This window comes from Thermococcus sp. 21S9, assembly GCF_012027635.1.
GTDB lineage: Archaea > Methanobacteriota_B > Thermococci > Thermococcales > Thermococcaceae > Thermococcus.
Map to the genome: position 1 here is coordinate 1,248,588 of NZ_SNUS01000001.1, position 25,048 is coordinate 1,273,635.

General features: G+C 57.0%; 18 protein-coding genes. 9 read left to right on the plus strand and 9 right to left on the minus strand.

The annotated features are described in order from the left end of the window. Positions 1 to 2: 2 nt before the first annotated feature. The 7 genes from E3E28_RS07105 to E3E28_RS07135 form a co-directional block, all read right to left on the minus strand. A complete protein-coding gene (locus E3E28_RS07105) occupies positions 3 to 1,463 on the minus strand; it encodes an MATE family efflux transporter (protein ID WP_240921661.1) in 1,461 nt (486 codons plus the stop codon). Positions 1,464 to 1,501: 38 nt separating this feature from the next. After that, complete coding sequence (locus E3E28_RS07110) at positions 1,502 to 2,863, minus strand: MATE family efflux transporter (RefSeq protein WP_167914554.1); 1,362 nt, start codon at positions 2,861 to 2,863, stop codon at positions 1,502 to 1,504. A gap of 129 nt (positions 2,864 to 2,992) precedes the next feature. After that, entirely contained in the window at positions 2,993 to 5,347 is a 2,355-nt protein-coding gene (ppsA, locus tag E3E28_RS07115) for a phosphoenolpyruvate synthase (RefSeq protein WP_167914555.1), read from the minus strand. 132 nt (positions 5,348 to 5,479) lie between these two features. Next, entirely contained in the window at positions 5,480 to 6,904 is a 1,425-nt protein-coding gene (locus E3E28_RS07120) for a glycosyltransferase family 39 protein (protein WP_167914556.1), read from the minus strand. Then, positions 6,897 to 7,949, minus strand: a complete 1,053-nt coding sequence (locus tag E3E28_RS07125; RefSeq protein ID WP_167914557.1) for a hypothetical protein — start codon at positions 7,947 to 7,949, stop codon at positions 6,897 to 6,899. Before E3E28_RS07125 ends, E3E28_RS07120 begins: the two co-directional genes overlap by 8 nt. After that, a complete protein-coding gene (locus E3E28_RS07130; RefSeq protein ID WP_167914558.1) occupies positions 7,936 to 8,928 on the minus strand; it encodes a hypothetical protein in 993 nt (330 codons plus the stop codon). Before E3E28_RS07130 ends, E3E28_RS07125 begins: the two co-directional genes overlap by 14 nt. Further along, positions 8,925 to 9,599 (minus strand): hypothetical protein, encoded by a 675-nt coding sequence (locus E3E28_RS07135; protein ID WP_167914559.1) that lies wholly within the window; start codon positions 9,597 to 9,599, stop codon positions 8,925 to 8,927. The genes E3E28_RS07130 and E3E28_RS07135 overlap by 4 nt, the downstream gene beginning before the upstream one ends. A gap of 227 nt (positions 9,600 to 9,826) precedes the next feature. On the opposite strand from E3E28_RS07135, the gene E3E28_RS07140 reads away from it, so the two are divergent. From E3E28_RS07140 to cdr, 4 genes are read left to right on the plus strand one after another with little or no spacing between them, the layout of a single operon-like run. Next, positions 9,827 to 14,374 (plus strand): S8 family serine peptidase, encoded by a 4,548-nt coding sequence (locus E3E28_RS07140; protein WP_167914560.1) that lies wholly within the window; start codon positions 9,827 to 9,829, stop codon positions 14,372 to 14,374. A gap of 41 nt (positions 14,375 to 14,415) precedes the next feature. Further along, positions 14,416 to 14,715: a DUF424 domain-containing protein gene (locus E3E28_RS07145; RefSeq protein WP_167914561.1), complete on the plus strand. Its 300-nt coding sequence runs from the start codon at positions 14,416 to 14,418 to the stop codon at positions 14,713 to 14,715. Between the two features lie 42 nt (positions 14,716 to 14,757). Further along, complete coding sequence (locus tag E3E28_RS07150; RefSeq protein ID WP_167915295.1) at positions 14,758 to 15,915, plus strand: 60S ribosomal export protein NMD3; 1,158 nt, start codon at positions 14,758 to 14,760, stop codon at positions 15,913 to 15,915. A gap of 51 nt (positions 15,916 to 15,966) precedes the next feature. Further along, positions 15,967 to 17,295 carry a CoA-disulfide reductase gene (cdr, locus tag E3E28_RS07155; RefSeq protein WP_167915296.1) on the plus strand — a complete coding sequence of 443 codons (1,329 nt, stop codon included), beginning with the start codon at positions 15,967 to 15,969 and terminating at the stop codon, positions 17,293 to 17,295. 2 nt (positions 17,296 to 17,297) lie between these two features. Here cdr and E3E28_RS07160 read toward each other — a convergent pair whose 3' ends face one another. After that, a complete protein-coding gene (locus tag E3E28_RS07160) occupies positions 17,298 to 18,542 on the minus strand; it encodes an MFS transporter (RefSeq protein WP_167914562.1) in 1,245 nt (414 codons plus the stop codon). Between the two features lie 130 nt (positions 18,543 to 18,672). On the opposite strand from E3E28_RS07160, the gene E3E28_RS07165 reads away from it, so the two are divergent. Together E3E28_RS07165 and E3E28_RS07170 are read left to right on the plus strand one after the other, a co-directional pair. Further along, complete coding sequence (locus E3E28_RS07165; RefSeq protein WP_206203811.1) at positions 18,673 to 19,464, plus strand: hypothetical protein; 792 nt, start codon at positions 18,673 to 18,675, stop codon at positions 19,462 to 19,464. A 3-nt stretch (positions 19,465 to 19,467) separates the two neighbouring features. After that, positions 19,468 to 19,710: a DUF4405 domain-containing protein gene (locus tag E3E28_RS07170; RefSeq protein WP_099209268.1), complete on the plus strand. Its 243-nt coding sequence runs from the start codon at positions 19,468 to 19,470 to the stop codon at positions 19,708 to 19,710. A gap of 15 nt (positions 19,711 to 19,725) precedes the next feature. Here the strand turns inward: E3E28_RS07170 and E3E28_RS07175 are convergent, their stop codons facing one another. Next, the gene (locus E3E28_RS07175; protein ID WP_167914563.1) at positions 19,726 to 21,369 is read right to left on the minus strand and encodes a bifunctional aspartate transaminase/aspartate 4-decarboxylase; all 1,644 of its coding nucleotides are present in this window, start codon (positions 21,367 to 21,369) and stop codon (positions 19,726 to 19,728) included. A 94-nt stretch (positions 21,370 to 21,463) separates the two neighbouring features. Between E3E28_RS07175 and E3E28_RS07180 the strand changes: the two genes are divergently transcribed. Genes E3E28_RS07180 through E3E28_RS07190 form a run of 3 tightly spaced genes read left to right on the plus strand, consistent with a single transcriptional unit; the run spans position 21,464 to position 25,001 of the window. After that, on the plus strand, positions 21,464 to 22,408 hold the full coding sequence (locus tag E3E28_RS07180; protein ID WP_167914564.1) for a radical SAM protein: 945 nt from the start codon (positions 21,464 to 21,466) through the stop codon (positions 22,406 to 22,408). A gap of 24 nt (positions 22,409 to 22,432) precedes the next feature. Continuing rightward, on the plus strand, positions 22,433 to 23,869 hold the full coding sequence (locus E3E28_RS07185) for a potassium channel family protein (protein WP_167914565.1): 1,437 nt from the start codon (positions 22,433 to 22,435) through the stop codon (positions 23,867 to 23,869). A 4-nt stretch (positions 23,870 to 23,873) separates the two neighbouring features. Continuing rightward, a complete protein-coding gene (locus E3E28_RS07190; RefSeq protein WP_167914566.1) occupies positions 23,874 to 25,001 on the plus strand; it encodes an ATP-NAD kinase family protein in 1,128 nt (375 codons plus the stop codon). Positions 25,002 to 25,048 lie beyond the last annotated feature (47 nt).

A 25,048-nucleotide genomic window follows, 5' to 3' on the forward strand; every position in this document is an offset into this window, starting at 1 on the left:
TATTAGCCTTCCGGATGTCTAACCTGGCCCGACTTTCCACTCTCTTTGGGCGTTTTTTCGATTATCGCCTTCATCCAGCTACCGCGGAGGAACCAGGCGAGGGCTATCAGCGCGCCAATGAAGTTGCTCAGTCCCATGCCGAAGAAAACTCCCCTGCTCGTGAAGTCGAACAGCTGGGCGAGGGGAATCGTGAGGCTGAGGAGCGTTATCGCACCGACGTAGCCGAAGGCATAGCTCAGCGGAATCCTGAGGCCCCACAGGCGGATTATGCCGAGTAGCATCGTCTTCTTCGTGTGTCCGGCCGAGCTGAATGTTCTGTTGACGACTATGAAGATTCCGTTGAAGAAGGGCACCGAGATTAGGAAGTACTCGAGGACGATTTTGCTCTCGGCTATGACCTTCGGGTCGTCAAGGAAGACGCGGAAAATGGGAACGCGGAAGATTCCGATGATTAGAACGGCTAAACTCGCTATCGTGAAGTTGACGAGCATCGTTCTCTCGGCTATCCTCTTGGCCCTCTCGAACTTGCCAGCTCCAACGTTCTGAGCTATCATCGTGCCCATCGCCATGCTTATACCGCGCGAGATGCTCGTCAGAAAGTTGACGAGGCGGGTTGTTATGACGTAGGCCGCGTAGGTGACGTCGCCGAAGCCCATTATAATCCTCGTGAGCACTATGAAGCCGAAGCTGTTCGCCGACTGGCCGATGCTCGACGGCAATCCAACGCGGAAGAGCCTCTTGTAGAACTCAAAGTCCGGTTTGAGGCTTGAGAGGCCAAGCTTTAACGCCACCTTTCCAGAGAACATCAGGTAGAACCCGATTACTGCCCCCGTGGCGTTCGCAATGACCGTTGCCAGAGCCGCGCCCGCAACGCCGAGCCTTGGGAAGGGTCCGAGCCCGAAGATTAGAATCGGGTCGAGGACTATGTTGAGGGATACCGTGAGCAGGGTTATCTTCATCGGCGTTTTGGTGTCACCACTTGCTCTCATCAGGGCGGAAAAGGCCATGTAGGTGAACGCGAAGGGGACGCCGAGGAACACTATGGTCGCGTAGGTCTTCGCGTAGGGATAGAGAGTCGGCGTGACCTTCATGAAGCGGAGCGCATAGGGGAGGATTAGAACGCTCACGATGGCCGTAATTGCGGAGAAGAACAGCATGAGGGAGTAGAGCGCCCCCGCCGAGCGGTTGGCCTTCTCAAAGTTTCCTGCGCCGATGTACTGGCCGACGTAGGCGAAACCCGCGGTTGCAAAACCCATGCCGAGGGCCATGAGGGTTCCGATGATGGGCCACACCACTCCCGGAGCTGAGAGGGCTTCCCTCCCGAGTTTTCCAAGCCAGAACGTGTCGGTTATGTTGTAAACGACCTGGACGAGGTTGTTCACCACGAGAGGCCCCGCTAACTTGAGTAAGGTTCTCTCTATCGGCCCGTTGATGATTTCTTCCCTCATCTCCGAGAGCTTCATTGCCTATCAGACCGCCGTCGAAAGGTTCCTATATAAAGCTACTCCTCTATGAGCTTCTCCATCCAGCCTCCCCTGAGGAACCACGCCAGCGCCACAATGGCCGACAGGACGTTGCTCAATCCCATGCCGAGATAGACACCCCAGCTCGCCCCGACAATGAGGCCGAGTGCGTAGCTCAGAGGAATCCTGAGGCCCCAGAGCCTTATCAGTCCGAGGGTCATGCTGACCTTGGTCTTCCCAGCGGTCTGGAAGACGCCGGTGACGACGGAGAATATCCCGAAGAAGGGCAGGGACGTGAGGAAGTACTTCGCCACGAGCGAGGCCTCGTGAAGGACCGCGGGGTCGTCTATGAACGCCCTGAACACGGGCTGGTTGAAGACTACTATGAAGGCGGTTCCCGCGGTCAGGACGGCGAGGTTTATGAGCATCGTCCTCTCCGCTATTTTCTTCGCCCTCTCGAAGTTTCCCGCCCCAATGTTCTGCCCGACCATCGTGCCCATCGCCTGAGCTATGCCGTTGGCTATCGCGAACATGAAGTTGGTCAGCCTGTTGGCTATCGCATAAGCGGCGAACGCCACGGTTCCGAACTGGAAGATTATCCTTGTCAGAACCATGAAGCCGAAGGCGTTGAGGGACTGGCCGAGCGCTGAGGGCAGGCCAACGCGGAAGATTTTCCTGTAGAACTCAAGGTCGGGCCTGAGGTCCTCCCGGGTGAACTTTATCCCCTTCTTGCCCGTGATGAGGTAATATGCCCCGATGACCGAACCCACGCTGTTCGAGAACATCGTCGCTATCGCCGCTCCAACAACTCCAAGCTCTGGAAACGGCCCGAGTCCGAAGATTAGAACCGGGTCGAGGAGGGTGTTGAGGCCGACGGTGAAGAAGCTTATCACCATGGGCGTCTTCGTGTCGCCAACGGCCCTCAGGAGGAACGTGAAGGCGTAGTAGGTGAAGGCGAAGGGTATTCCGATGAATATGACGAGGGTGTAGTTGAGCGCGTAGGGGTAGACATCGGGTGAGACGTCCATGAGCTTCAGAACGTAAGGGGCCGAGAGCGAACCTATAACCGCCACAGCCACGGAGAAGAGCAGGCTCAGCGAGTAGAGCGCCCCGGCCGAGCGGTTCGCCATCTTGAAGTCCTTCGCGCCTATGTACTGCGTCACGAAGGCGAAGCCGGCTATGGCGAACCCCATTCCGAGGCTCATGAGGGTGGCTATGAAGGGCCAGCTGGCTCCGGGTGCCGAGAGCTCCTCCCTGCCGAGCTTCCCGAGCCAGAACGTGTCTATGAGGTTGTAGAGGACCTGAACCATGTTGCTGACTATAAGCGGGCCCGCTAACCTGAGAAGTGTTCTCTCAATCGGCCCGTGCAGAATTTCCTCCCTGGCCCGCTCGATGGACATAGCAATCAGATTACCATCGAAGCGTTAGTATAAAAACTTTGAGATGGATAAAAGGGCCAGTCTGCTGGGCTCTCTGGGTTAGTGGTAGAAGGCCTTATCGCAAAACTAAGTAGAAAAGGGGAAGAGAACTCACTCAAGGAGCTTCTTCCTGGCCGCCTCGAGGAGTATCTTCTGCTCCTCCTGGGCAACGGTCTTCCTGATGAGCTCGACGGCATCGGGGTTGGCGCTGATGCTGTCGATGCCGAGCCTGACGAGAATCCTGGCCATCTTCGGGTCGCTTCCGGCCTGTCCGCAGATGCTGGTCTCGACGCCGTACTTCTTGGCGACCTTGATGACGTTCTCGATGAGCTTGAGAACGGCCGGGTGCTTCTCGTCGTAGAGGTAGGCAATCCTGTCGTTGTCCCTGTCGATGGCGAGGGTGTACTGGGTGAGGTCGTTGGTACCGAAGCTGACGAAGTCAAGGCCCTCCTTGATGAGGTCCTCGATGATGAGCGCGGCCGCGGGAACCTCGACCATGATTCCCCACTCGACGTCCTTGTGTGGCTCGAGGCCAACTGAGCGGGCTATCTCCTTGGCCTTCCTTATCTGCTCGGGGTTGGCGACGAGCGGGAGCATGACGCCGATGTTGTCGTAGCCCTCCTCGACGACCTTCTTGATGGCCTTGAACTCGGCCTTGAGGAGCTCGACCTGGTCAAGGCTCCTCCTGATTCCGCGCCAGCCGAGCATCGGGTTCCTCTCGTCCGGCTCGTCCTCTCCACCGGGCATCTCCTTGAACTCGTTGGTCGGGGCGTCAAGGGTCCTGTACCAGACCGGCCTCGGGTAGAAGGCAGCTGCGACGGTCCTTATTCCGTCGGCGAGCTTCTCGACGAGCTCCTCCTCCTTGCCCTCCTTGATGAACTTGACCGGGTGCTGGCCGATGCTGAGTATCATGTGCTCAGCGCGGAGGAGGCCGACACCGTCGGCGCCGGTGGCAGCGGCCCTCTCGGCGACCTCGGGCATGGAGACGTTGACCTTGACCTTGGTGGCGGTGACGAGCGGGGCACCGGCAACGACGACCTGCCCTCCGGCGGTCTTCTCTTCCTCCTTCTTCTCGACGAGGCTCTTAACTATACCCTTGTAGACGACACCGCGGGTACCGTCAACGGTGACGTAGTCGCCGGTCTTGAGCTTCTTGGTGGCCTCCTTGGTACCGACGACGGCCGGGATACCGAGCTCCCTACTAACGATGGCGGCGTGGCTGGTCCTTCCACCCTCATCGGTGATGATGGCGCTGGCCCTCTTCATGGCCGGGACCATGTCCGGGTTGGTCATGGTGGTGACGAGAACGTCGCCCTCCTTGACCTTGTCAATCTCGCTGGCGTCGAAGATGACGACGACCCTACCGGCACCGATGCCCGGTGAGGCACCGAGACCCTTGAGGATGACCTCGGCCTCTTCAGTAACCTCGGCGCCCTCCTCGCTCTTGGCCTCCTTGAGGGTGGTAATCGGCCTGCTCTGGACGATGTAGAGCTTGCCGTCGTCCTTGTCGTAGGCCCACTCGATGTCCTGTGGCCAGCCGTAGTGCTCCTCAATCTTGGCACCGAGCTTCGCAACTTCAACAATCTGGTCGTCGGTGAGAACCTGCTTCTCAACCCACTCGGGGCCGAGGTACTCGGCGACCTTGACGTAGACGGTGCCCTTGCCGGTCTCGGGGTTCCTGACGACCATAACTTCCTTCTTGGCGATGAACTTCTCCTTTATCTTCCAGGTGCCCTTCTCGACGATGTACTCGTCAGGGGTGACGCTTCCGCTGACGACGGCCTCACCGAGGCCCCAGCTGGCGTTAATCATTATCTCGTTCCTGTCGTTGGTGACCGGGTTGGCGGTGAACATGACACCGCTCTTCTCGCTGTTGACCATCTTCTGAACGACGGCGCTGAGGTAAACCTTGCTGTGGTCGAAGCCCTGCTTGGCCCTGTAGAAGGTAGCCCTCGCGGTCCAGAGTGAGGCCCAGCACTTCTTGACCTTGTCTATGACGTCCTCAACACCGTAGACGTCGAGGTAGGTCTCCTGCTGGCCGGCGAAGGAAGCCTCCGGAAGGTCCTCGGCGGTGGCAGAAGAGCGAACGGCGACGTAAACGGCATCCTTGTTGAACCTCTGGCTGAGCTTCTTGTAGGCGTCCTCAATCTCCTTGGCAATCTCCTCGGGCATCTCCATGGACATTATCTTCTCTCTAATCTTGGCGGTGTTCTCCTGGAGCTGCTTGGAGTCATCAACGTTGGTCTTGCTTATGATGTCCATAATCCACTCCTGAAGGGTCCTACCGTCCTCAACCTTAACGTTCTCAACAAAGTACTTGTAGGCCTCAGCGGTGACACAGAATCCGGGCGGAACCGGTATTCCGGCGTTGGTAAGCTCACCAAGGTTGGCGCCCTTGCCTCCGACAAGGGGGACATCCTTCTTGCTGAGCTCCTCGAACCACCTTATAAACCTGTATTCGCTCATGGCAATTCCCTCCGTTTAATTACTGCGGGTGATATATCGAAAGGTCGCTTTTAAAATTAACTATCCAGGCCTGTTCCTCAGTGTATAAGGTTGAAAAAGAGAGGGGATGTGTTCATTTGGAAATAGGGCGCCCTAATTCGCCCCGAAACCTTCCTTTATAAAGATTTTGAACCTTCCGCAGAACTCCCCCACCTGACGGTACCCTCCGCTCTCCTCAACAAGGTGCTCCTCTGACTCTGTCTTTGTTATGACCATGTCGTAGTACCCATGTTTGAGCCTATCCTCGACGTTTATCCTGCTGGTTATGGCGTCCACTCTGGCTCTGGGGTAGTAAAAGCCAGCTATCGTGTAGAGCGTCGGAGAGACGAGCAGAGTTCTGGCACTGTACCTCTCGCTTGCGTAGCGGAGGGTGTGTGATTCGCATTTTCCAGTCGTGTTCCACCGTTCCTTCAGATGGAACGCACTTCCCCCCACCGGGATGAGGAGGAGAAGTGCGAGGCCTATTGTGATGGCCTTCTTCCACGGCTTTATTGGCCGTCCAGCGAGTTCAAGGGCTTTTTCAATCCCGTCCACGATTAGGGAAACCCCCTCAACGGCGAGTATTCCCATCACCGGGGCGAGGAACGTTATGAAGCGCGTCTCCTTGTGGGTGACCGTCATTATCATGGCAAACCCGATGAGGGCCCAGCTTATCAGGAGCCATCCTTTTTCGTCCTGCTTCTGCCTAACGAACCCGAGGAGTGCAAGGGCAGGGAGTACAGCTCCGATGTCATCAACAAGCCATTTGAGAAACGTTGAAACCGAGACCGGCCTGTCTGCCGTTACCGTCCTGCTCGCTATTTCAAACGGCTTCAGCACCCCCCCGTAGTGAAGGTGGCCTAGGTAGAGCCAGGGACTAACGGTGAGGAGGAGCAGGGCGAAGCCAATCCAATATTCCCTCTTTTTGACCCAGTTCCAGTACTCGGTGAGCCAGAGGTAAGCGACGAAAACCGCTATTATTGAGAGCCCGGTATAGCGCGTCAGTATCGCGAGGCCGGCCGAAACGAAGGCGAGATAAATCCTCGTGGGGCTTCCGCGTTTTCTTCCGGTGTAGAGGAGGTAGATGGCCAGGGTGTAGAAGAACGTAAACTCGCTGTGGACGAGCTCCCTGGTCCCCATTGTGAAGGCAAGGGCGTTGAAGATGAAGAAGGCCGAGGCAAGGATCCCCTTGACGAACCTTTCAAAGAGCTCCAGGGTTAACAGGTAAACTAGAACCGCCGTCAGGGCGAAGAAAACGACCGACACGAGCCTTGCAACCCTTAGCTGGCTAAGGGGTTCGTGAACGAAGTGGTAGAAGAGGGAGAGCGTGTACGGATAAAGCGGGGGGCGATACATAACGTAGACGCCCTGGTATGTGAAGTTGGTTGGGCTGACAGCGAGGTTCCTCGCGATGTCAATGTAAAGCGCTCCGTCGTAGCTCAGGGTGTCCCAGGGTGGAAAAGTGGCGAGTTCAACGCCCAGTGCGAAAAGGAAGAGTATTCCTGGCAGGACTTTCCGGGTTAGGGTTCTCTTATCCATTTCTCTTCACCCCTGCAAGGTACGCCATCAGGAGGATTGCAACGAGGAACTGTCCCTCAATTCCAATGTCGAGGGCAATGATTGCAACGGTGAGCGCGAAGGTTCCCGTGAATGGGTTCTTCGAAGCCCTTCCCAGGGCGAGCCCAAGGATTAAGGCCTCAATTAGCCCGAGAATCCCAAAGTCGTAGACCGGCTGTCCAAAGAGAGTGTACGTGTATCCGATTTCCTTCCCAAAAAGCCTCCCAACGTAGCCGGTGGGGTCCGGGTTGAAGAGAAGCGCCCGGTTCCCGAGTGGCATTCCCAAGTGGAAGAGCCTCTCGTAGACGGTGTACGATGAGGCGGGCCTGTAAAGAAGGCTTCCGAAAAAGCCGAGTTTCCAGGTGGGATACTCGCTTACCGTAACGTAGTACCTCGCCAGGAACACCGCCAGGAGAAGGACTGCACCGAGTACGAGTTGAGTTCGGTGTTTCTTGATTTCTCCCGTGTTTATCCTCCCGTCGTATGCCAATCTCAGGATGTACGCCACGGCTATGCCGAGCCCAACCGTCCTCGAAGCTCCGATGAGTGCAATCATCTCGCCAAGGAGCAGAAGCCTGAAGTCCGGAAAAACAGCGATGGCTCCAATGAGCAGGTCTCCAGCTACGAGAAAAGGCACACTTGCAGTAGTGTACCTTAGCTCCGGCTTCAGCAGGGGAATCCCCCACATGGCACAGGCGATGGTCGTTAGAACAACCGCCAGAAGGACTGCGAAGGGAACGGCCTTCTCAAGGAGGTCTTTTCTCATCGCTATGAACAGGAACGCAAAGCTGAGGAGTCCGCCGATTAGATACCCCGGCCCGAGTGGAATGAGCAGGAGAAACGCCAGGAGAAATGTCCAATCGGGCACTTTTACATCAAGGCTCCAACCCGTGAATAGAAGGGCAAGGAAGGTCAGGGCGTAAAGGGCAGGAAGCGCCTCTATCCCGTTGAAGTAGAGGAGCTTTCCGAGCCACGCCATTGAGAGATATGCCCCTGCAGTTAGGGCGAAGATTTCACGGGGTTTCACCCTTCCTCATCACCTTCCACCCTCTGTAAACAGCGTACGCCCCGAGGAGAAACAGGACGTAGACGGGCAGGTCGAGAATTCCGGTCTCAACGCCGACTATCCCGTATGCGAGGGTTGAGTAATAGAGTGCCTTCGTCGTCGGGTGAGTTGCGTTCGAAATGGCCCCGTAGTAAAGCCCGAGGAGAAAGCCCTCGACTATTGCAAAGACTCCAAAGTCCAGGTACATCCCCCCGAGCAGGGTTGCAGTTATCGTTGAGCCTGTGTGGACGTAGAGGAACTTTGCGATGAGGCCCCTCGGCGAGTATCCGCCCCATAGATACGAGGCAATTCCCGCCCACTGGAGTGCTCCCCTGTATGTCCCGCTCCAGTCCCCGCGCCAGACTATCACGTCGAGCGCCGACACCGTACTCTGAAAGCGAACCCAGAGGCTTGAGAGCGCGTTTCCTCTGAGGAAGGTTATGAGCAGGAAAAGTGCAATACCTCCCGCAAGGATTCCCGCGAGCCTTTTGAGGTCGAGTTCGCCCCGCTCCCTTGCGCTCTCGTAGTAGGCGGAGCCGATGGCTATGACCGAAACGAGGACGGGGGTTCTGTAGGCGTAGAGAGAAACTGCAACTGGATAGAGGAGGGCGTACTTCTTTCCCCTGCTGAAGAGGTAGACACTTGAGGGGACTCCAAGGAAGTACGTGAGGGCTGTCAGCCTCGGGTTGAGCTGGGTTCGTATTGCGGGGTAAATAAGCGGAACGTCACCAAGTTTGATGACCTGGATTCCTATTATAATTATCGCAGTCCAGAAGGCGTACCGTATGTACTTTTCATCGATTTTAAAACCCTCATCCTTCCACCTGACCCGCTCTCCCTTTTTGATTCCCCAGAGTATCGCGAGGGCGAAGGCGAGGCTCACCGCAAGGGTCTTTGGTTCGGCGAGACCTATTGCAACGTAGGCCATAAACAGAACCGGCACGAGAGCCGGGAGCTTCATGGACTTCTCACCTCAACGAGCCTCAGGGGAAGGTTCCTCTCGTCGGAGTTAACGTATAGCAGTCCGTATGTGTAAACGGTGTAGTTGCCGAGGTACTTGGCAAGGTACTGGACGGGAACCATATTGGCGGTTATGATGGCCCCGTTCGAGCTGAGGTGGTTTATGGTTATCGAACCGTAGGTCTTGTAATCGGCGAGGTACTTCAGCTTTCCTATCTCGATGGGGGTTATGTTTCCGTCTATGTATATCCTCCCGGAGTAGCGGACGGAATAGTACTGGGGCGGGAGGAGCTTAGAAAACACTTCCGAGCCGGTCCCCTCAAGGGGAGTGACCTCGTAGAGGTAGACCTTGCCGTGGTAGATTACCCGGATGAGCTTGGCCTTTATGTCTTCTTTCGTCGCTTCAGGTCCTCCAACGGTGTAAGTGGTTCCGTTAACGACGATGGATATCGTTGAGCCCCTCACGCTGAGGAGGTTCCCTTTTATGGTCTTTCCGTCGACGGTTTCAACCACAACGGTAACGTTGAACCCTTTAACGAGAAGACCGTACGCGTGGTTCGCTGACTCGTAGATTTCTCCGCCCTGGTAGTGCTGAACCTGGGAGTTCAGGATGAACCCGATAATCGCGAGTCCAATCAGGATTACAGCAACGTGTCGGCCCCTTATTTCCATGTTAACTCACCGGCTTTCATCATAATGCATTAGTTTGCCTTTTGATTCGCCGTTAGGTTAAAAATCTTTTCTGTAGTTGGAACACGGTGTCAATTTGATACTTCGGTACACAACGTTGTTCTTTTCGGCGTTTTCGAGCGCACCCCAGTCGAAATATTTATATCAGAGTCAGTGAAGGAGTTATTGGTCAGTGACCGTTCCAATCAAGTAGACAGGGGTGAGTAATAGTGAATAGGAAAGTCCTGAGCCTGTTGGTGGCGGCTCTTATGGTAGTCTCCCTGGTGCCACTCGCGGTCCCCGCGATGGCAGTTTCAAGCCAGGGGACGCCTACCGTAAACAAGGTATCCAGCGCCACCGAGCAGACGGGAATGTCAGAAGCAGTAAAGATGTACCTTCACAGCCTGTACAACAAGTACAAAGAGGAAGGTAAATCCACGGTCCGCGTCATAATAGCACCCGACCACGGAAAGGGCAACCTCGTCGTTTCTGAGCTGAAGAACCTTGGTGCAAAGATTGACCCGATAAGTATGCCTCAGTACGACTTCATCGTTGCGGAGGTTCCCGTTTCAAAGCTTCTGGACCTTGAAAACGTTAAGGCCATTAAGTACGTCTGGGAGGACAGAACCGTTAAGCTTCCGGAGCCCACCCTTCCGGAGAAGGCTCCCAAGGCTCCGATTAAGGTTCTCCAGTCCAGCTCTGGTGGATTCGACCCGTTCATGTGGGACATGTACGCCATTAACGCTCCCCTCGCCAGGGAGGAGTACAACACCACCGGCGAGGGCGTTATCATCGCCATAGTCGATACCGGCGCCGACGTTGCCCAGCCGTACCTTCAGGTTACCCCCGATGGAAAGAGGAAGATAATCGCCTGGCGTGACGACACAGGAGAGGGAGCAGTTTCACTTGACTACAACTTCACCTCCGCCGACGTCGTTAACGGAACCGTTGTTCTCCACCTCACCAACGTCACCATTGACTGGGGCAGGTACTACTTCTACGTTGACAGGGCGAGCAGGTACACCACCATACCCCAGCTTAACCTCACGGTTGACTTTGGCAACGTCACCGTTGAGAACGGAACCTACAAGGTCGGCTTCCTCCCCGAGAGGTACTTTGACATAAACTTCGACCACAACTTCGACGAGCTCTACGCGATAATCGTTGCTCCTGACAACATAACCTACTTCTACCCGGTTCCGCTTCAGCTCAACATCACCGACGCTAACACCCTCCACGCCATCGTTAACGGCACCCTCAACACGACCATCCTTGAGAACATGATGGTCATACCCGAGGGAGTCAACTACACCTTCACCGTCAACCTCAGCAACGCCCACCCGATGACGCTCTTTGACCAGACCGGGGACTACATCCTCCTCGGTCCGGGCGTCGTTGACAACACCACCTACGTGACCTTCGAGCTTGGAAGGCCCGGCACCATGGAGGTCGCCAACGGCACCGCCTACATGAGCGTCGTCCTCGCGACCCTCGACAAGGATGAGGCGGTCTTCGGCTGGGACGGTGGCCAGCACGGAACCCACGTTTCCGGAACCGCCGCCGGTTACGGTCTCCCGAACACCTACTTCGAGGGACTTGAGGGCGTTGCTCCTGGTGCCCAGCTCATCGAGATAAAGTCCCTCTCCAGCCTTGGATACGGTTCAGACTCATGGATTATCAGCGGAATGATACACGCCACCCTCATGGGTGCCGACGTGATAAGCATGTCCCTTGGTGGACTCTACACCGGCTACAACGACGGTCTTGAGAGCCCCGAGAACTACTTCGCCAACCTGCTCACCGACTGGTTCGGCGTCGTCTTCGCCATCGCTGCCGGTAACGATGGCCCGACTACCAACACCGTGGGTTCTCCGGGTGACTCCGACTTCGTCATAACCGTTGGAAACTACTGGAGCGGTGCTGCCTGGGAGTTCTGGTACGGAAACTACGGCGTCACCGGCGTTGCTGACGGTCCCGCCATGAGCTCCTCCCGCGGTCCGAGGCTTGATGGTGCCGTCAAGCCCGACGTCATGGCACCTGGAAGCTTCATATTCTCAAGCCTGCCGATATGGAGCGTCGGCTACTACGGAACCTGGGCGTCGGACTTCTGGGACGGAACCTCAATGGCCACCCCGCACGTCAGCGGTGCCGTTGCCCTCATGATAAGCTACGCCAAGGCCCACGGCATCAACTACAACCCGTTCCTCATCAAGAGGGCTATAATGCTCTCGGCCAAGCCTGTTGAGGGAGCAACTCCGATTGACCAGGGTGCTGGACTCCTCCAGGTTGACAAGGCCATAGCCGAGATGATAAACCTCAGCAAGGAGAAGACCACCTTCATCTACGCGGGAACCACCTTCGGTCCCTACACCAACGCCCTCGGTGAGAAGGAGCTTCCGCTCAGGGCCAACGTTCTCTTCAACGGATGGTTCCTCGACTACGGTCTGCCGTACCTCTACCAGGGTATATACCTCAGGAACGAGAGGCCCGCCACCGTGCCGGTTTACGTCTACGGCATGGTCTACGACCACGGCCTGCACCTCGTTAACGGCACCTACGACATCTCGACCAGCGTCCCGTGGCTCCACGTTAGCACCACCAAGATTACCGCTGACGTCACCAACGGCACCAGCTTCAGGCTCGGCCCGTTCATGTATGGCCCGAGCTTCTACCAGACCACCGGCATGTTCTACGTTACCATCGACTACTCACAGCTCCAGGCACCGGGCACCTACGTTGGATACATCTACATCGATGACCCGACCACCGGCTACATCGACGGAATGGTTCCCGTCATAGTTACCGTTCCGATAAACAAGGGCCCGACCGGCGAGCTCAGCGACTGGGAGTACCCCGGCCAGGCCAAGCACTACTACATCGACGTCCCGGTTGGAACCCACGAGCTCGTTGTCACCATGAGCATACCGAAGGACGCCAACGGAAACTACATGGGTAGGGCCAGGCCGTACATAGTCGACCCGCGCGGACACGTCGTTGCGGCCACCGGACCGAGCGTTGGATTCTACTACCTCGGCCCAGGAGGACCCGGAAGCTACACCTGGGTCATCAAGAACCCGACTCCGGGAACCTGGGAGCTCACCGTCTACAGCAGTACCTTCACCGCGGCCTACACCGGCTACACTGAGTCCCACTACGACATCCAGGTGCAGGTCCTTGGAGTTGCCCCCGGAAAGAACAAGTACTACTTCGACTACGAGACCCCAGGAAACTACACCTTCGGAGTTGACTACACCAACACCTACGGAACCCTCAACGTTACCCCGTTTGCCTACGGACTTGGCAACCTTGAGAACGCTGACGTTTACATCCTCAACATAACCCAGGACGAGTGGCAGGTCGTTGACCTCGTGAACGCCACTCCTGGACAGAAGCTCTACTACTTCAGGATGGGCATAACCTCACCCTTCAACCAGAGCGCTGACCTTGACCTCTACGTTGTGTACTTCGTCAACAGCACCGTCCTTGAGAAGTACCTGCCGGTGCTCTACAACCAGAGCCTCGCCCAGACCTTCATACTCTACGCCTACTACGGCCTCATACCGGGAGTCAAGGTCTACCTTGACCAGGTTGGTCCGACCGCCGACGAGAGCTTCGACCTCTTCATGCCGTCCTACGGCTACTACGTTGCCGTCGTCAACGGATACGATGTTCCTGGCGGAAAGCTTCCGTATGTCTACTACAGGCAGGTGCTCAAGGACAACGGCCAGATGGGTAGCGTCACCGAGCCCTTCACCTTCGAGGCCAACACCAAGACCAAGGTTGACTACAGCGTCGACCTCAGCGCCAGCGGAACCTACCTCGGTGTCGTCGGCCTGCTCGACAGCAACACCGGAGTTCCGGTCACCTACGCCCCGGTGTTCTTCCAGGTCGGCATGCCCACAATGTTCGCAGTGCTCTACGGCAAGGCAGAGCTTGGAAAGCCCTCGAACCTCAAGCTCGTCCTGCTCGACGCCAAGACCCTCAAGCCGATATCCGGAACCGCCACCGTCTACATAAACAGCAAGGAGTACCTCGCGGTCGACGGTGTTGTCGACTTCACAATGATTCCGACCTCCTCAGAGGAGGAGCTCAACGTTAAGGTTGTCTCCCCGAACTACCAGGACCTCCAGACGACCCTGACCCTCCACGTCTCAGAGCCGGTCACCAAGCCGGTTTACAGCTACGACGAGGTCAACGCCACCGTTGCCCTTGGACAGGCTGTCATAGTCAACATCACCAGGAAGCCTGGCGAGGTTGACGTGGTCGCCGATGGACCGCACGGCACCAACGCCACCATTACCGTCATCCTTCCGGAGGACGCCTACAACGTCCAGGTCACCGGCGCCGATGTCCTTGGCTGGCACGTCGTTAAGGGCAAGAACGCCGTCTACGCAGTGGTCACCGTCGTCTTCAACTCCCCGGCGGAGTTCACCGTCAAGTACCTCGAGACCACCCCGACCTCAACGGGCGCGACCATAATATCCTTCATGCCACTGAACTACCTCTACTACCACTACATAACGACCAAGAACGCTACCTTCCACGAGCTCTACCAGAAGGCCCTCCAGGCGGGAGTCAACGAGAGCATCCTCCAGCAGGCTATGGCCTACTACAACGAGTCAATGGCAGAGTTCCAGACCGCCAAGGACTTCGCGGGTGGCTTCATCCTCGGAAACCTCGGTGACTTCAGGCTCTTCATCCACCTCAGGAAGTCCTACGCCGACCTCAAGAAGGCCATCAGACTGCTTCAGGAAGCTCTGGAAGCTCAGGGTAGCTAAACCCTTTTAACCTCTTTTCTCCCTTTTCTCCCGGTGGTGAAATGATATACGTCAAGGTTTACCGCGTTCAGGGAGAGGTTCTCCTCGCGGCGTGCGACGAGGAACTAATCGGAAAGACCTTCCGCGAGGGTGAGCTCAAGCTCGAGGTCAAGGAGCGCTTTTACAGGGGCGAACTCGTTGAGGAGGAAAAGCTTGAGGAACTCCTCGACGAGGCAACGATAGCGAACTTAACCGGGGAGCGCTGTGTCGCCAAGGCAATCGAGCTCGGCTACGTCGACCCAGAGAGGGTTCTCAGGATTGAAGGCGTTCCCCACGCCCAGATGGCGAAGCTCCTCTTCTGAGACTTTTTAAACCCTCAACCCAACTCGAAACGGGTGAGAGGGATGAGGTTCTGCTACCGCTGTGGGATAAGCGAGGAGGAAGGCGGTCCGCTCATCGAGGGCCTCTGTCAGGTCTGCTACCGCAAAGAGAACCCGGTCCTGCTCATAGGAGAAGAGGTGAACACGGAGCTATGCCAGAACTGCGGGAGCTACAAGAAGAGAGGGGTTTGGGTTGACCCGAGGAGCTACGAGCTTGAGGAGCTCATCTTCGAGGTCGCCGAAAATGCCCTCCTCGAGGAGCTTGAGGATTCCTTCAGCGAGAAAATCAGGGAGTACGAGGTCGTTTCGCCCGAGGAGCTGGAGGAGATAGAGAATTTGCCCGTCGGCAGGGCCGTGGTTTCCTTCGAGCCCCTGGACTTCCACATCGAGCACTTTCCGGCGATAATCGTCTACGAGGTTCGCGTTAAGGCCAGAACCCACGAACTCCAGCGTGAGTTACACGACGAGAGGAAAAAGGTCACCGTCTACGTCCGCCAGACCGTCTGTCCCCGCTGTCAGAAGTTCCTCGGCGGTTACTTCGAGGCGATTCTACAGGTCCGCGCCGAAGGGAGGCCCCTGAGCGAGGAGGAGCGGAAGGCCATAGGAAAGCTCGTCGAGGAGAAAGTGGACGAGATAATGCGAAAGGACAGGATGGGCTTCATCCAGGACACCATAGAGAAGGAGGAAGGCCTCGACTTCTACATGGGCTCCACCAGTTCTGCCAGGAAGATAGCGCAGGCAATCCGCGAGAGGTTTGGGGGAACGATAAGCGAGGCCTATGAACTGGTGGGCCTCGACAGGCAGACGAGCAGGGAAGTTTACAGGACGAGCGTAAGCGTGAGGATTCCGAAGTTCAGGAAGGGGGACATCGTGGCCGACAGGAGGGGCAACGTCTACGAGGTCGAGCGCGTTGACGGCAAGGGCTTAACGCTCAAGAACCTGGAGAACTGGGAGAGCGAGCACCTCGACTGGAAGACTGCCAAGAGGGAGAGAGTTGATACCGTCGAGCACGAGGAGAGCGAAGCGATGGTTACGAGCGTTACCCACGGTGAGGTTCAGCTGATGGACATGGAGAGCTACGAAACTTATGAACTCAACAGACCTCCCTTCGAGGTTGACGAGGGAGAGGTCTACAGGATGGTGCGCGTTGGAAAGAGGAAGTACTTCAGGGGCAAGAAGTGACGATTCTGCCCACCAACCTTTTTAACCGAAGGTTTTGAACCCTTCTCGGTGATGTGGATGAAGAGGGTCGTTATCATCGGTGGCGGAGCGGCCGGAATGAGCACCGCCTCGCGCGTCAAGAGGCTCAAGCCCGAATGGGACGTCAAGGTCTTTGAAGCGACCGAGTGGGTCAGCCACGCCCCCTGCGGGATTCCGTACGTCGTCGAGGGAATCTCACCTACGGAAAAGCTCATGCACTATCCGCCGGAGGTCTTCATCAAGAAGCGTGGCATAGACCTCCACCTCAAGGCAGAGGTCATCGAGGTCGGCCAGGGCTACGTTCGCGTTAGGGAAGAGGACGGCGAGCACACCTACGAGTGGGACTATTTGGTTTTCGCCAACGGCGCATCGCCCAGGGTTCCCGCCGTTGAGGGGATAGACCTCCCCGGCGTCTTCAAGGCCGACCTCCCGCCCGATGCCGTCGCCATTAGGGAGTACATGGAGAAGAACCGCGTTGAGGACGTCGTAATCATCGGCGGTGGCTACATAGGCGTTGAGATGGCCGAGGCCTTCTCCGCCCAGGGCAAGAAGGTCACCCTCATCGAGCGCGGGGAGAGGGTTATGAAGAAGGCCTTCGACAAGGAAATTACCGATATACTTGAGGAGGAGATGAGGAAGCGGATAAACCTCCGCACCGAGGAAATCCTCATGCGCATTGAGGGTAGGGAGAAAGTTGAGAAGGTAATCACAGACGCCGGCGAGTATAAAGCCGACCTCGTGATTCTCGCCACTGGAATAAAACCCAACGTTGAGCTGGCTAAACAGATAGGCGTCAGGATAGGCGAGACCGGGGCGATATGGACAAACGAGAAGATGCAGACGAGCGTTGAGAACGTCTACGCGGCGGGAGACGTCGCCGAGACGAAGCACCTCATAACCGGAAGGCGCGTCTGGATTCCGCTCGCTCCCGCTGGAAACAAGATGGGCTACGTCGCGGGAAGCAACATCGCCGGTAAAGAGCTCCACTTCCCCGGCGTGCTGGGAACGAGCGTCACCAAGTTCTTCGATGTCGAGATAGGCAAGACCGGCCTAACCGAGGCTGAGGCGATAAAGGAAGGCTACGACGTCAGGACGGCCTTCATAAAAGCCACCACGAGGCCCCACTACTATCCGGGGGCGAGGCCGATATGGCTGAAGGGCGTTGTTGACAACGAGACCAACAAACTCCTTGGCGTTCAGGCGGTAGGTGCTGAAATCCTCCCGAGGATTGACACCGCCGCCGCGATGCTAACGGCGGGCTTCACGACGAAGGACGCCTTCTTCACTGACCTTGCTTACGCACCGCCCTTCGCGCCGGTATGGGACCCGCTGATAGTCCTCGCGAGGGTTCTCAAGTTCTGACCTTAGCTCATTCTTTTTATCACCGCGAGGCTACCGCCGACGAGCAGGACTGCCAGTCCAAGCGTTGGCCCGAAGCCCACCTCCGAGACCAGGGAACCGCCGAGGGCGCTTCCTGCAACGTAGCCCGCGGAGCTCAGGACGTTGTAGGTTCCCATCGCGCTTCCCTTCTCGCGCTCTCCGGCTTTTTCTCCCACTATTCCCGTTGACGAGAGGCTTATGAAGGCCCACGAGTAGCCGGTGAGGACGTAGGAGGCCATGACGAGGGGCAACGCCCCATCTGCCAATACCGCGAGCAGTGCAACGGAGAACGCCCCCATTCTGATGAGCAGGCCCTTCGTAAGCGTTGCCCTCTTGTCCCTCATACCCTGACCGACCCGCGTGTAGTTGAGGGCCGAGACGACTGAGTTAACGATGAGGGCCAAGTAGACAACGTCGGCTCCGTAGCCGGAGTCCCTTATCAGCACGGGCATCTGGGGGAAGTAGAGCCCTATGGCGACCCAGAGGAGGACGAGGGAGATATAGAGCTCCCGCAGGCTCGGGGGGAGGCTTAGGTTGGTGTGCAGGACGAAGCTTGGGAAGTAGCGGGTCTTCTCGACGACGTAGTTCCCGAAGGCCCTTATTGCCCTCCTGTTGATATAAACTGGTGCCTCCCTTATGGTTCTGTGGGCCAGAGGGAGGGCGGGGAGGCCGAGGAGCGCGAAGGTCGCGAAGAGCTCCGGCACGCTGAGATAGCGTGAAAGGCCGAAGCCGATTAGTAGACCGAACGCCCAGCCCCATCCGCTTATCTCGTTGAACTTGCCTATCCCGTGGTCCCAGCGGTGCTTCCTAACGCTCCTCAGGACGAGGGCTATCGGAACGGGGAGCGTTGAGGCGAGGAAGAAGGAGTAGAGTGTGTTGACGGCAATCAGCTGGAGCGGTGTCCTTGAGAGCGCCATTAGGGGCAGGAACAGGGGGACGCTCGCGAAGCCGAGCAGTATGAAGGGCTTTCTCCTCAGGGTCCTGTCGCTCAGCCTGCCCCAGAACAGTGCACCGAGCATCGAAGCTAAACTCGCCAGCGCGAAGGCTATTCCGACGGTTGATGCGCTTCCGCCGAGTTCGAGGATGTACAGGCTGACCAGTGCGGAACTTCCACCCGTGGCTATCTTAAAGGGCACGAAGGAGTAGAACCATCTCGGCACTTCCGGAATCCTGCTGTACCTGCCCGACACCGATGCGTTTCTGACCGCAACCGCTACCCTCTGGCTCATCTGACCACCTTGAGGGTGCGCCGGGAGCGTTTTGATTTAAAAAGGTTCCTGAGCTGGGTTTGACTTCGATGTATTCATGTGTTCTTTTGTGCAAAAATGTTTAAATCGTATCCCGCCGTTATTTCTGCCCATGGAGAGGAAAATTGTAATCTCATTCATACTTTGCTTTCTCTTCACGGCACTCCCGTTTGCGGTGAACTACGCCAACGAGAGAATTGGCACGAGCCCCACACCGCTTCCGTCACCTTCCTCCGGGCCAGTCAACGGTGTTTACTACATTGGTTCTCTTACCTCCCACCAAGGAGACGACATACTCTGCGTTATCCCCGGTCAGGCCTACGTCGAGAAGCCCGGAACGCTCGTAACGCTCAACGTCACCGTCAAGTTCAAGCACGCTCAGCCCTGCCAGTACTCCGACTGGAAGATAACGACCGAGAACCCGGTTAACGTCGAGGTCGTGAACGAGACCAAGACCGAGCTGAAGGACGCATACACTGCCTTCAAGCAGTACACTGTGAAGGTCCTCGGCAACGGGAGCATAGACGTGGTCTTCCACTACGGCACCGGCTGTCCCTACGGAACCGAGGAGAGGGTCACGGTGAAGTTCTACATAGGAACCCCCAACGGCACCGAGCTCAACCAGAGCGCCCCCTCGCCGGAGGAGGTTCTGAACACGACTTCCGTGAACGTCACCGGCGTGATAAAGGCCGTTGACACCGCCCTCAGGGCCGTCGTCGTGGAGAACTACACGATAGAGATACGCGGGCGCTGGACCGGGCCGAACAACGAGAGCCTCACCTGGCGTGACATGCTCGCCCTGCTGAAGCCCGGTGAGAGGGTAACGATACTCGCCAGCGAGGAGGACGGGTCGCTCAAGGCCGACGTCATAGTCATAGACGGAAAAACTTACAGGAAGGGGTGAGCCATGAAGTGCAACCTTAGAATGTGCGTCTCGCTGTTGCTCTTCGCCCTCTGGCTAATCACGGGAATAACGGGCACGATACTCCTCATCGGCCCGCTGACGGCAAAGCTCGGCCACCCACTGCCGGTCTCGACCGCCGATACACTGCACATCTACTTCGGCTTCGCCTTCTTCGGCCTCTCGATAGTCCACATAGCCCTCAACTGGAGCGCCCTCAAGAGCTACTTCAGAAGGCTGAGGTCGTGAAGAAAAGGAAAAGGGTCACTCCCCTTTCGATTCTTTGAACTTCTCGTAGTACTCGTCTATGAGCCTTCTTATCGTCTGGCCTATCTTTATGTAGTCTATCTCCCTGAGGTTCGCCAGCGAGACCCTCGCCGACGGGTGGAGCACCTCGAAGCCCTTGCCCGGCAGTAAAACAACGCCTGCATCGAGGGCGAGGCGGACGATGAACTCCTCTATCGGAAGGGCCTTGATGAACCACTCCGCGAACTCTTTGCCGTAGAGCCTCTCCGCGAGTTTTTCAGTGTCGAGGAGGGTGTAGTAGTACGTGAGGTTCGGGTTCTCCTCGGGTTCGAGGCCGAGACCCCGGTAGAGCGCCCGATAGCGCCTCCTGAGCACGTGCTTCACCGCGTTCTTATACTTCTCCTGCTCGTCCATGAGGGCGTAGAGCGCAAACAGGACCATCTGGACCTGCTGGGGCGTTGAGAGGCCCGCCGTATGCCTCAGAGCGACGTTCCTGCTGTCGGCTACAAGGCGGTCTATGAACTTCAGCTCCCGCGCGTTCGGCGTTATCGGGGCGTAGCGTCTCTCAAGCTCCTCCTGGATTTCCTCCGGCAGTTCACTTATGAGACGGTCAACGACGTTGTCCTCATGGAGCGCTATGACACCGAGGCGCCAGCCGGTTGCGCCGAAGTACTTGGAGAACGAGTAGACGAGTATCGTGTTGTGAGGCAGAACTGTGTAGACAGATTTGAAGTCGTCCGCGAAGGTCGCGTAGACGTCGTCGGTGATGATTATGAGGTCGTTTCTGTCCTCCTCAACTATCTCCCTCAGCTTTTCGAGAACCTTATCCTCGAGCTTCACCGAGGTTGGATTGCCGGGGTTCACGAGGAAGAAGGCCTTTATCTCCGGGTCGCGGAGCTTCTCGAGTTCCTCGTCAGGTATCTGGTAGCCGAGCTCCTCCTTCGCCCTGACCTCGATTATCTCCAGCCTGTAGGTGTCAAGCTTTGGAATCTCAAGGTAGGGACTGAATATTGGAACCGCTATCGCTATCTTGTCGCCCGGGTTGAGGAGGTGGTTGGCCTTGAGGGACTCGAAGAGATACGCCATCGCTCCGGTTCCGCCCTCGACAGCAAAAAGTTGGGTCTCGTCAACGAGCGAGTAGCCGAGGTCGTAGCCTGCGCCCATCTCTTTCATGAGGTACCTCGCGACTATCTTTTCCGCCAGCGGGAGCATCCTCGGCGGTGACGGGTAGTCGCAACCGAGGTAACCCTGGACCATCTCGTGCAGGAAGTCCCCGGCGGAGAAGCCGAGATAATCCCTAACGTAGCTGACGGCCGAGTTCAGGAAGGCCGTTCCCCTCTCGTTCCAGTGGTTCCTGACGAATATCTCAAAGCGCGCTTCGATTCCTTCCCTGTCGCTGTGGCCACCTATGAGGTCGCCCATGTAGCCGAAGTGTCGCTCGGCCTCGCTCAGCGCGAACTTTCCGAGCTGTAAATATGCGTAGCGCGGAACAAGGGCGAGGAAGTTAGGGTTTCCCCTGCCCGCGTTGAGCATCATCCTCTCGGATTTTCTCTTGGCGAGCCTTATCAGGAGTTCCTTGAACTCGAAGGGGCTGAGCTCCTCGAGCTTCTTCAGGTTCTTTAGAACCGATTCGAGGTCGTCTTTTTCCTTCACGGGGTTCATTTTTGACACCTCATCCGTTGTAATTCTCCGCGGGAATATAAAAGGGTTGGGCAAAACCTTATACGCCCTTAGGTCAACCTAATTCGGTGGTGTTATGCTCGCCTTCGGTCCAGTCCCATCGAGGAGGCTCGGTAGAAGCCTTGGAGTCAACAACATACCCGACAAGGTCTGCTCCTACGCCTGCGTCTACTGCCAGATAGGAAGAACCCTGAGGATGGAAATCGAGAGGAAGCCCTTCTACGAGCCCGAATTTCTATTTGAGGAGGTTTCGAAGAAGGTTGAGGAAGCGAGAGAAAGGGGCGAGAGGATTGACTACATCACTTTCGTCCCGGACGGCGAGCCGACGCTCGACGTAAACCTCGGCCTCGAGGTCGAGCTTCTGAGGGAACTCGAGGTCCCGCTCGCGATACTGACGAATTCTTCCCTCATCTGGCGCGACGACGTGAGGGAGGACCTCTCGGCCTTCGACTTCGTCTCGCTCAAGCTCGATGCAGTGAGCGAACACCTCTGGAGGAAGATAGACAGGCCCCACAAGAGCCTCTCGCTCGAGAGAATCCTCGACGGTATGCTGGCCTTTAGGGACGACTTCGATGGAACGCTTGTAACCGAGACGATGCTTGTCAACATAGAGTACGGCGACGAGCTCGAGCGGATAGCCGACTTCCTCGCGGAGCTTAAACCGGATAAGGCCTACATAGCCGTCCCCACGAGGCCACCGGCGGAGAAGTGGGTTGAGCCCGCCAAGGAGGAAACTATAAACCTCGCCTATCAGCTCTTCAGCGAGCGCCTCGGCGAGAGGGTTGAGTACCTCATCGGCTACGAGGGCAACGCCTTCGCGAGCACCGGAAACGTCGTCGAGGACATTCTATCAATCACCGCCGTTCACCCGATGCGCGAGGAAGCGCTGAGGGAGCTTTTAAGGAAAAACAACACCGACTGGGGCGTGGTCGAGAGGCTTCTGGAGGAAGGAAAGCTGATACGGCTGAACTACCGGGGCGAGGCTTTCTACATGAGGGCTTTGAAGAGCAGAAAACCTTAATAGTCCCCCTCAGAACTCGAAACGATGTGCGAGTACGTCTACGAAAACGGCAAAAAATGTCGCCTGAAGCCCGTTGAGGGGTCGAAGTACTGTCCCCTCCACATCCCCTACGACGAGGGCGAGTCCCTACTGGGTGAGGGCATAAAAGAGCTCAAGGCCGAGACGTTCAAGCGGAGGCTCAAGGTCGGTCAGAGCTACTTTGAGGGCGTCTACCTCTACGACGTTTCAATCAAGGATTACCGGAGCGAGAGGATTCTCGTTTTCAAGAACTCCCAAATCAAGAGCCTTATCATAGAGGATTCGAACATCAAGGGTCTCGTTCTACTTAACTCGACCGTGGACAGGGTCATTCTCTTCCAGTCAACGGTGGAGGTAATCCTCATCAAGGGCTCAACCGTTTTTGGCCTCAACATCCTGCGCGTCGACTTCTCAAGCAACATCTCCGTCAAGGATTCGAGCGTCAAGTACCTCATGGTGAACTCGACCCAGTACGTTGGCGAGGGTGAGGAGGAAACCTACGGCGGACGGAGCGCCAAGGGCCTAATCGAGCTCTCGAACCTCCGTGACGTGAGGAGGATTGGAGTAAACGCCCGGTATCCGTTGCTCAGAAAAATCCTGGAGGAGCACGGGGTCAACGTTTCCGAGGCCGGCAGGAGGATGGTGAAGGTTCGCTCGCTCATTATAAGGGACGTTTCCTTCGACACCGCGCCGAGGTTTAAGAGACAGGTCAGGCTTTCAATCGCGGGATTCTCCGGAAACCTCGTTCTGGAGAACCTTGACGTCTTCGGCCACGTCGAGGTCAAGTGGAGTCACCTAAAGAGCCCCGAGTTCGTTCACGTCTTCGTCCACAGCAACCTGATAATCCGGAAGAGCCAGGTCAACGTGGATTCAACGTGGATTATGACGGTCCTCCCGAGCCTTCCCCTTGAGCTAACGATAGAGGGGTTCATGATAATCGAGGACTGTCGCTTCAACAACCCCTACGCGGAGGAGGTCTTCTACCGTCTCGCGAGAACGAGCTGGGAGCGTAGCGGGGACTTCGAGAGAGCTGACCAGTACTACTACCTTGAGATGGTCGCCAGGCGAAAGGCGCGCCTGAGGGCGAGGAGGAAGGGCATCAAAAAGCTCGTGGACCGCTTTGAGGTGGGCTTCGAGTGGCTCTTCGCGGACTTGACCTGCAAGTACGGGACCGACTGGAAGAGGCCGATAATGATATGGCTCTTCGCCGTCAACGTCCTGTTTCCGGTCCTGTTCTTCATCACGAGGAGCGTTCAGGGGCTTTCCAACAGTCTGAGCTTCCTTGACTACGAGTACTTCAGCATAGTGACCGCGACGACCCTCGGCTACGGCGACTACCACCCGATAGGTGTCGGCAGGGTCATAGCGTCGGTCGAGGCGCTCTTCGGAATGTTCATGTGGGCGGTCTTCCTCACGGTGTTCGCGAGGAAGTACATGAGGTGAGAGCGTGATAGGCCTCATAGTGAACCCGATAGCGGGAATGGGCGGTAAGGTGGCCCTCAAGGGCACCGACGGAGTGGTCGAGGAGGCCATCAGGCGGGGGGCCAGGCCGGTTTCTCCGGACCTCGTCCGGCTCTTCCTGCGCGAGCTTTCCCACTACCCAGAGGCCCGCTCGATAACCTTCCTCACGGGCCCCGGCCCGCTCGGTGAGGACTACCTTCGGGAGTTCGGCTTCCGCTTTGAGGTCATCCCCATCGAGTTCCGCTACCGCGAGGTTAACGGCGTTAGAATCCCCGACACGAGCTCAGAGCACACCAAAAGGCTCGCCCGCGAGATGCTCGGGAAAGTTAAGCTCATAGTCTTCGCCGGCGGTGATGGAACGGCGAGGGACATCGTTAGTGTGGTTGATAAAAAGGTTCCAATCCTCGGGATTCCAACGGGGGTTAAGATGTACTCCGGCGTTTTTGCGGTTTCACCGGAGAAGGCATCGGAGGTCCTCGTTAGGTTCCTGCGCGGGGAAGCTAAACTTGAGGAGAGGGAAGTGAGGGATATTGACGAAGAGGCCTTCAGGCGGGACGAGGTCAGGGCGAAGACCTTCGGAAAGGCCCTCGTTCCCGTCGTTGAGAACCTCGTGCAGGGGAGCAAGGAAGCTATCAAGGCCGACGAGGCCGAGGAGCTTGAAGCTTTAGCTGAGGCCGTCGCGGAGGAAATCCTTGAGAGCGATGGGATTTATTTCCTCGGCTCGGGCTCGACGGTGAAGAGGATAAAGGAGGAGCTCGGGGTAGACGGGACGCTCCTCGGCGTTGACGTCGTGGAGGTAAGGGACGGAGAAGCCAAGCTCCTCGTCAAGGACGCCACAGAGAAGGAACTTCTCCGGTTCGTTGATAGGAATCCCAAGGTCGTCGTCACGGTAATCGGCGGGGCAAACTTCCTCTTCGGCAGGGGCAACCAGCAGTTCTCGGCCGAGGTTCTCAGGAGAATCCCGAAGGAGAACGTAATCGTTGTGGCGACGCCGGACAAGCTGACCGGCCCGATTCGCGTTTACACCGGCGACCGCGAAGTTGACGGGAAGTTCAGGGGTTACATTAGGGTGCGCGTGAGTCCCTGGATGGAGAAGCTCGTCAAAGTCGTTTAGGCGTTTAAACCGGAAGCCGTTTATAGAACCTCTTCCTATTTTCTCCG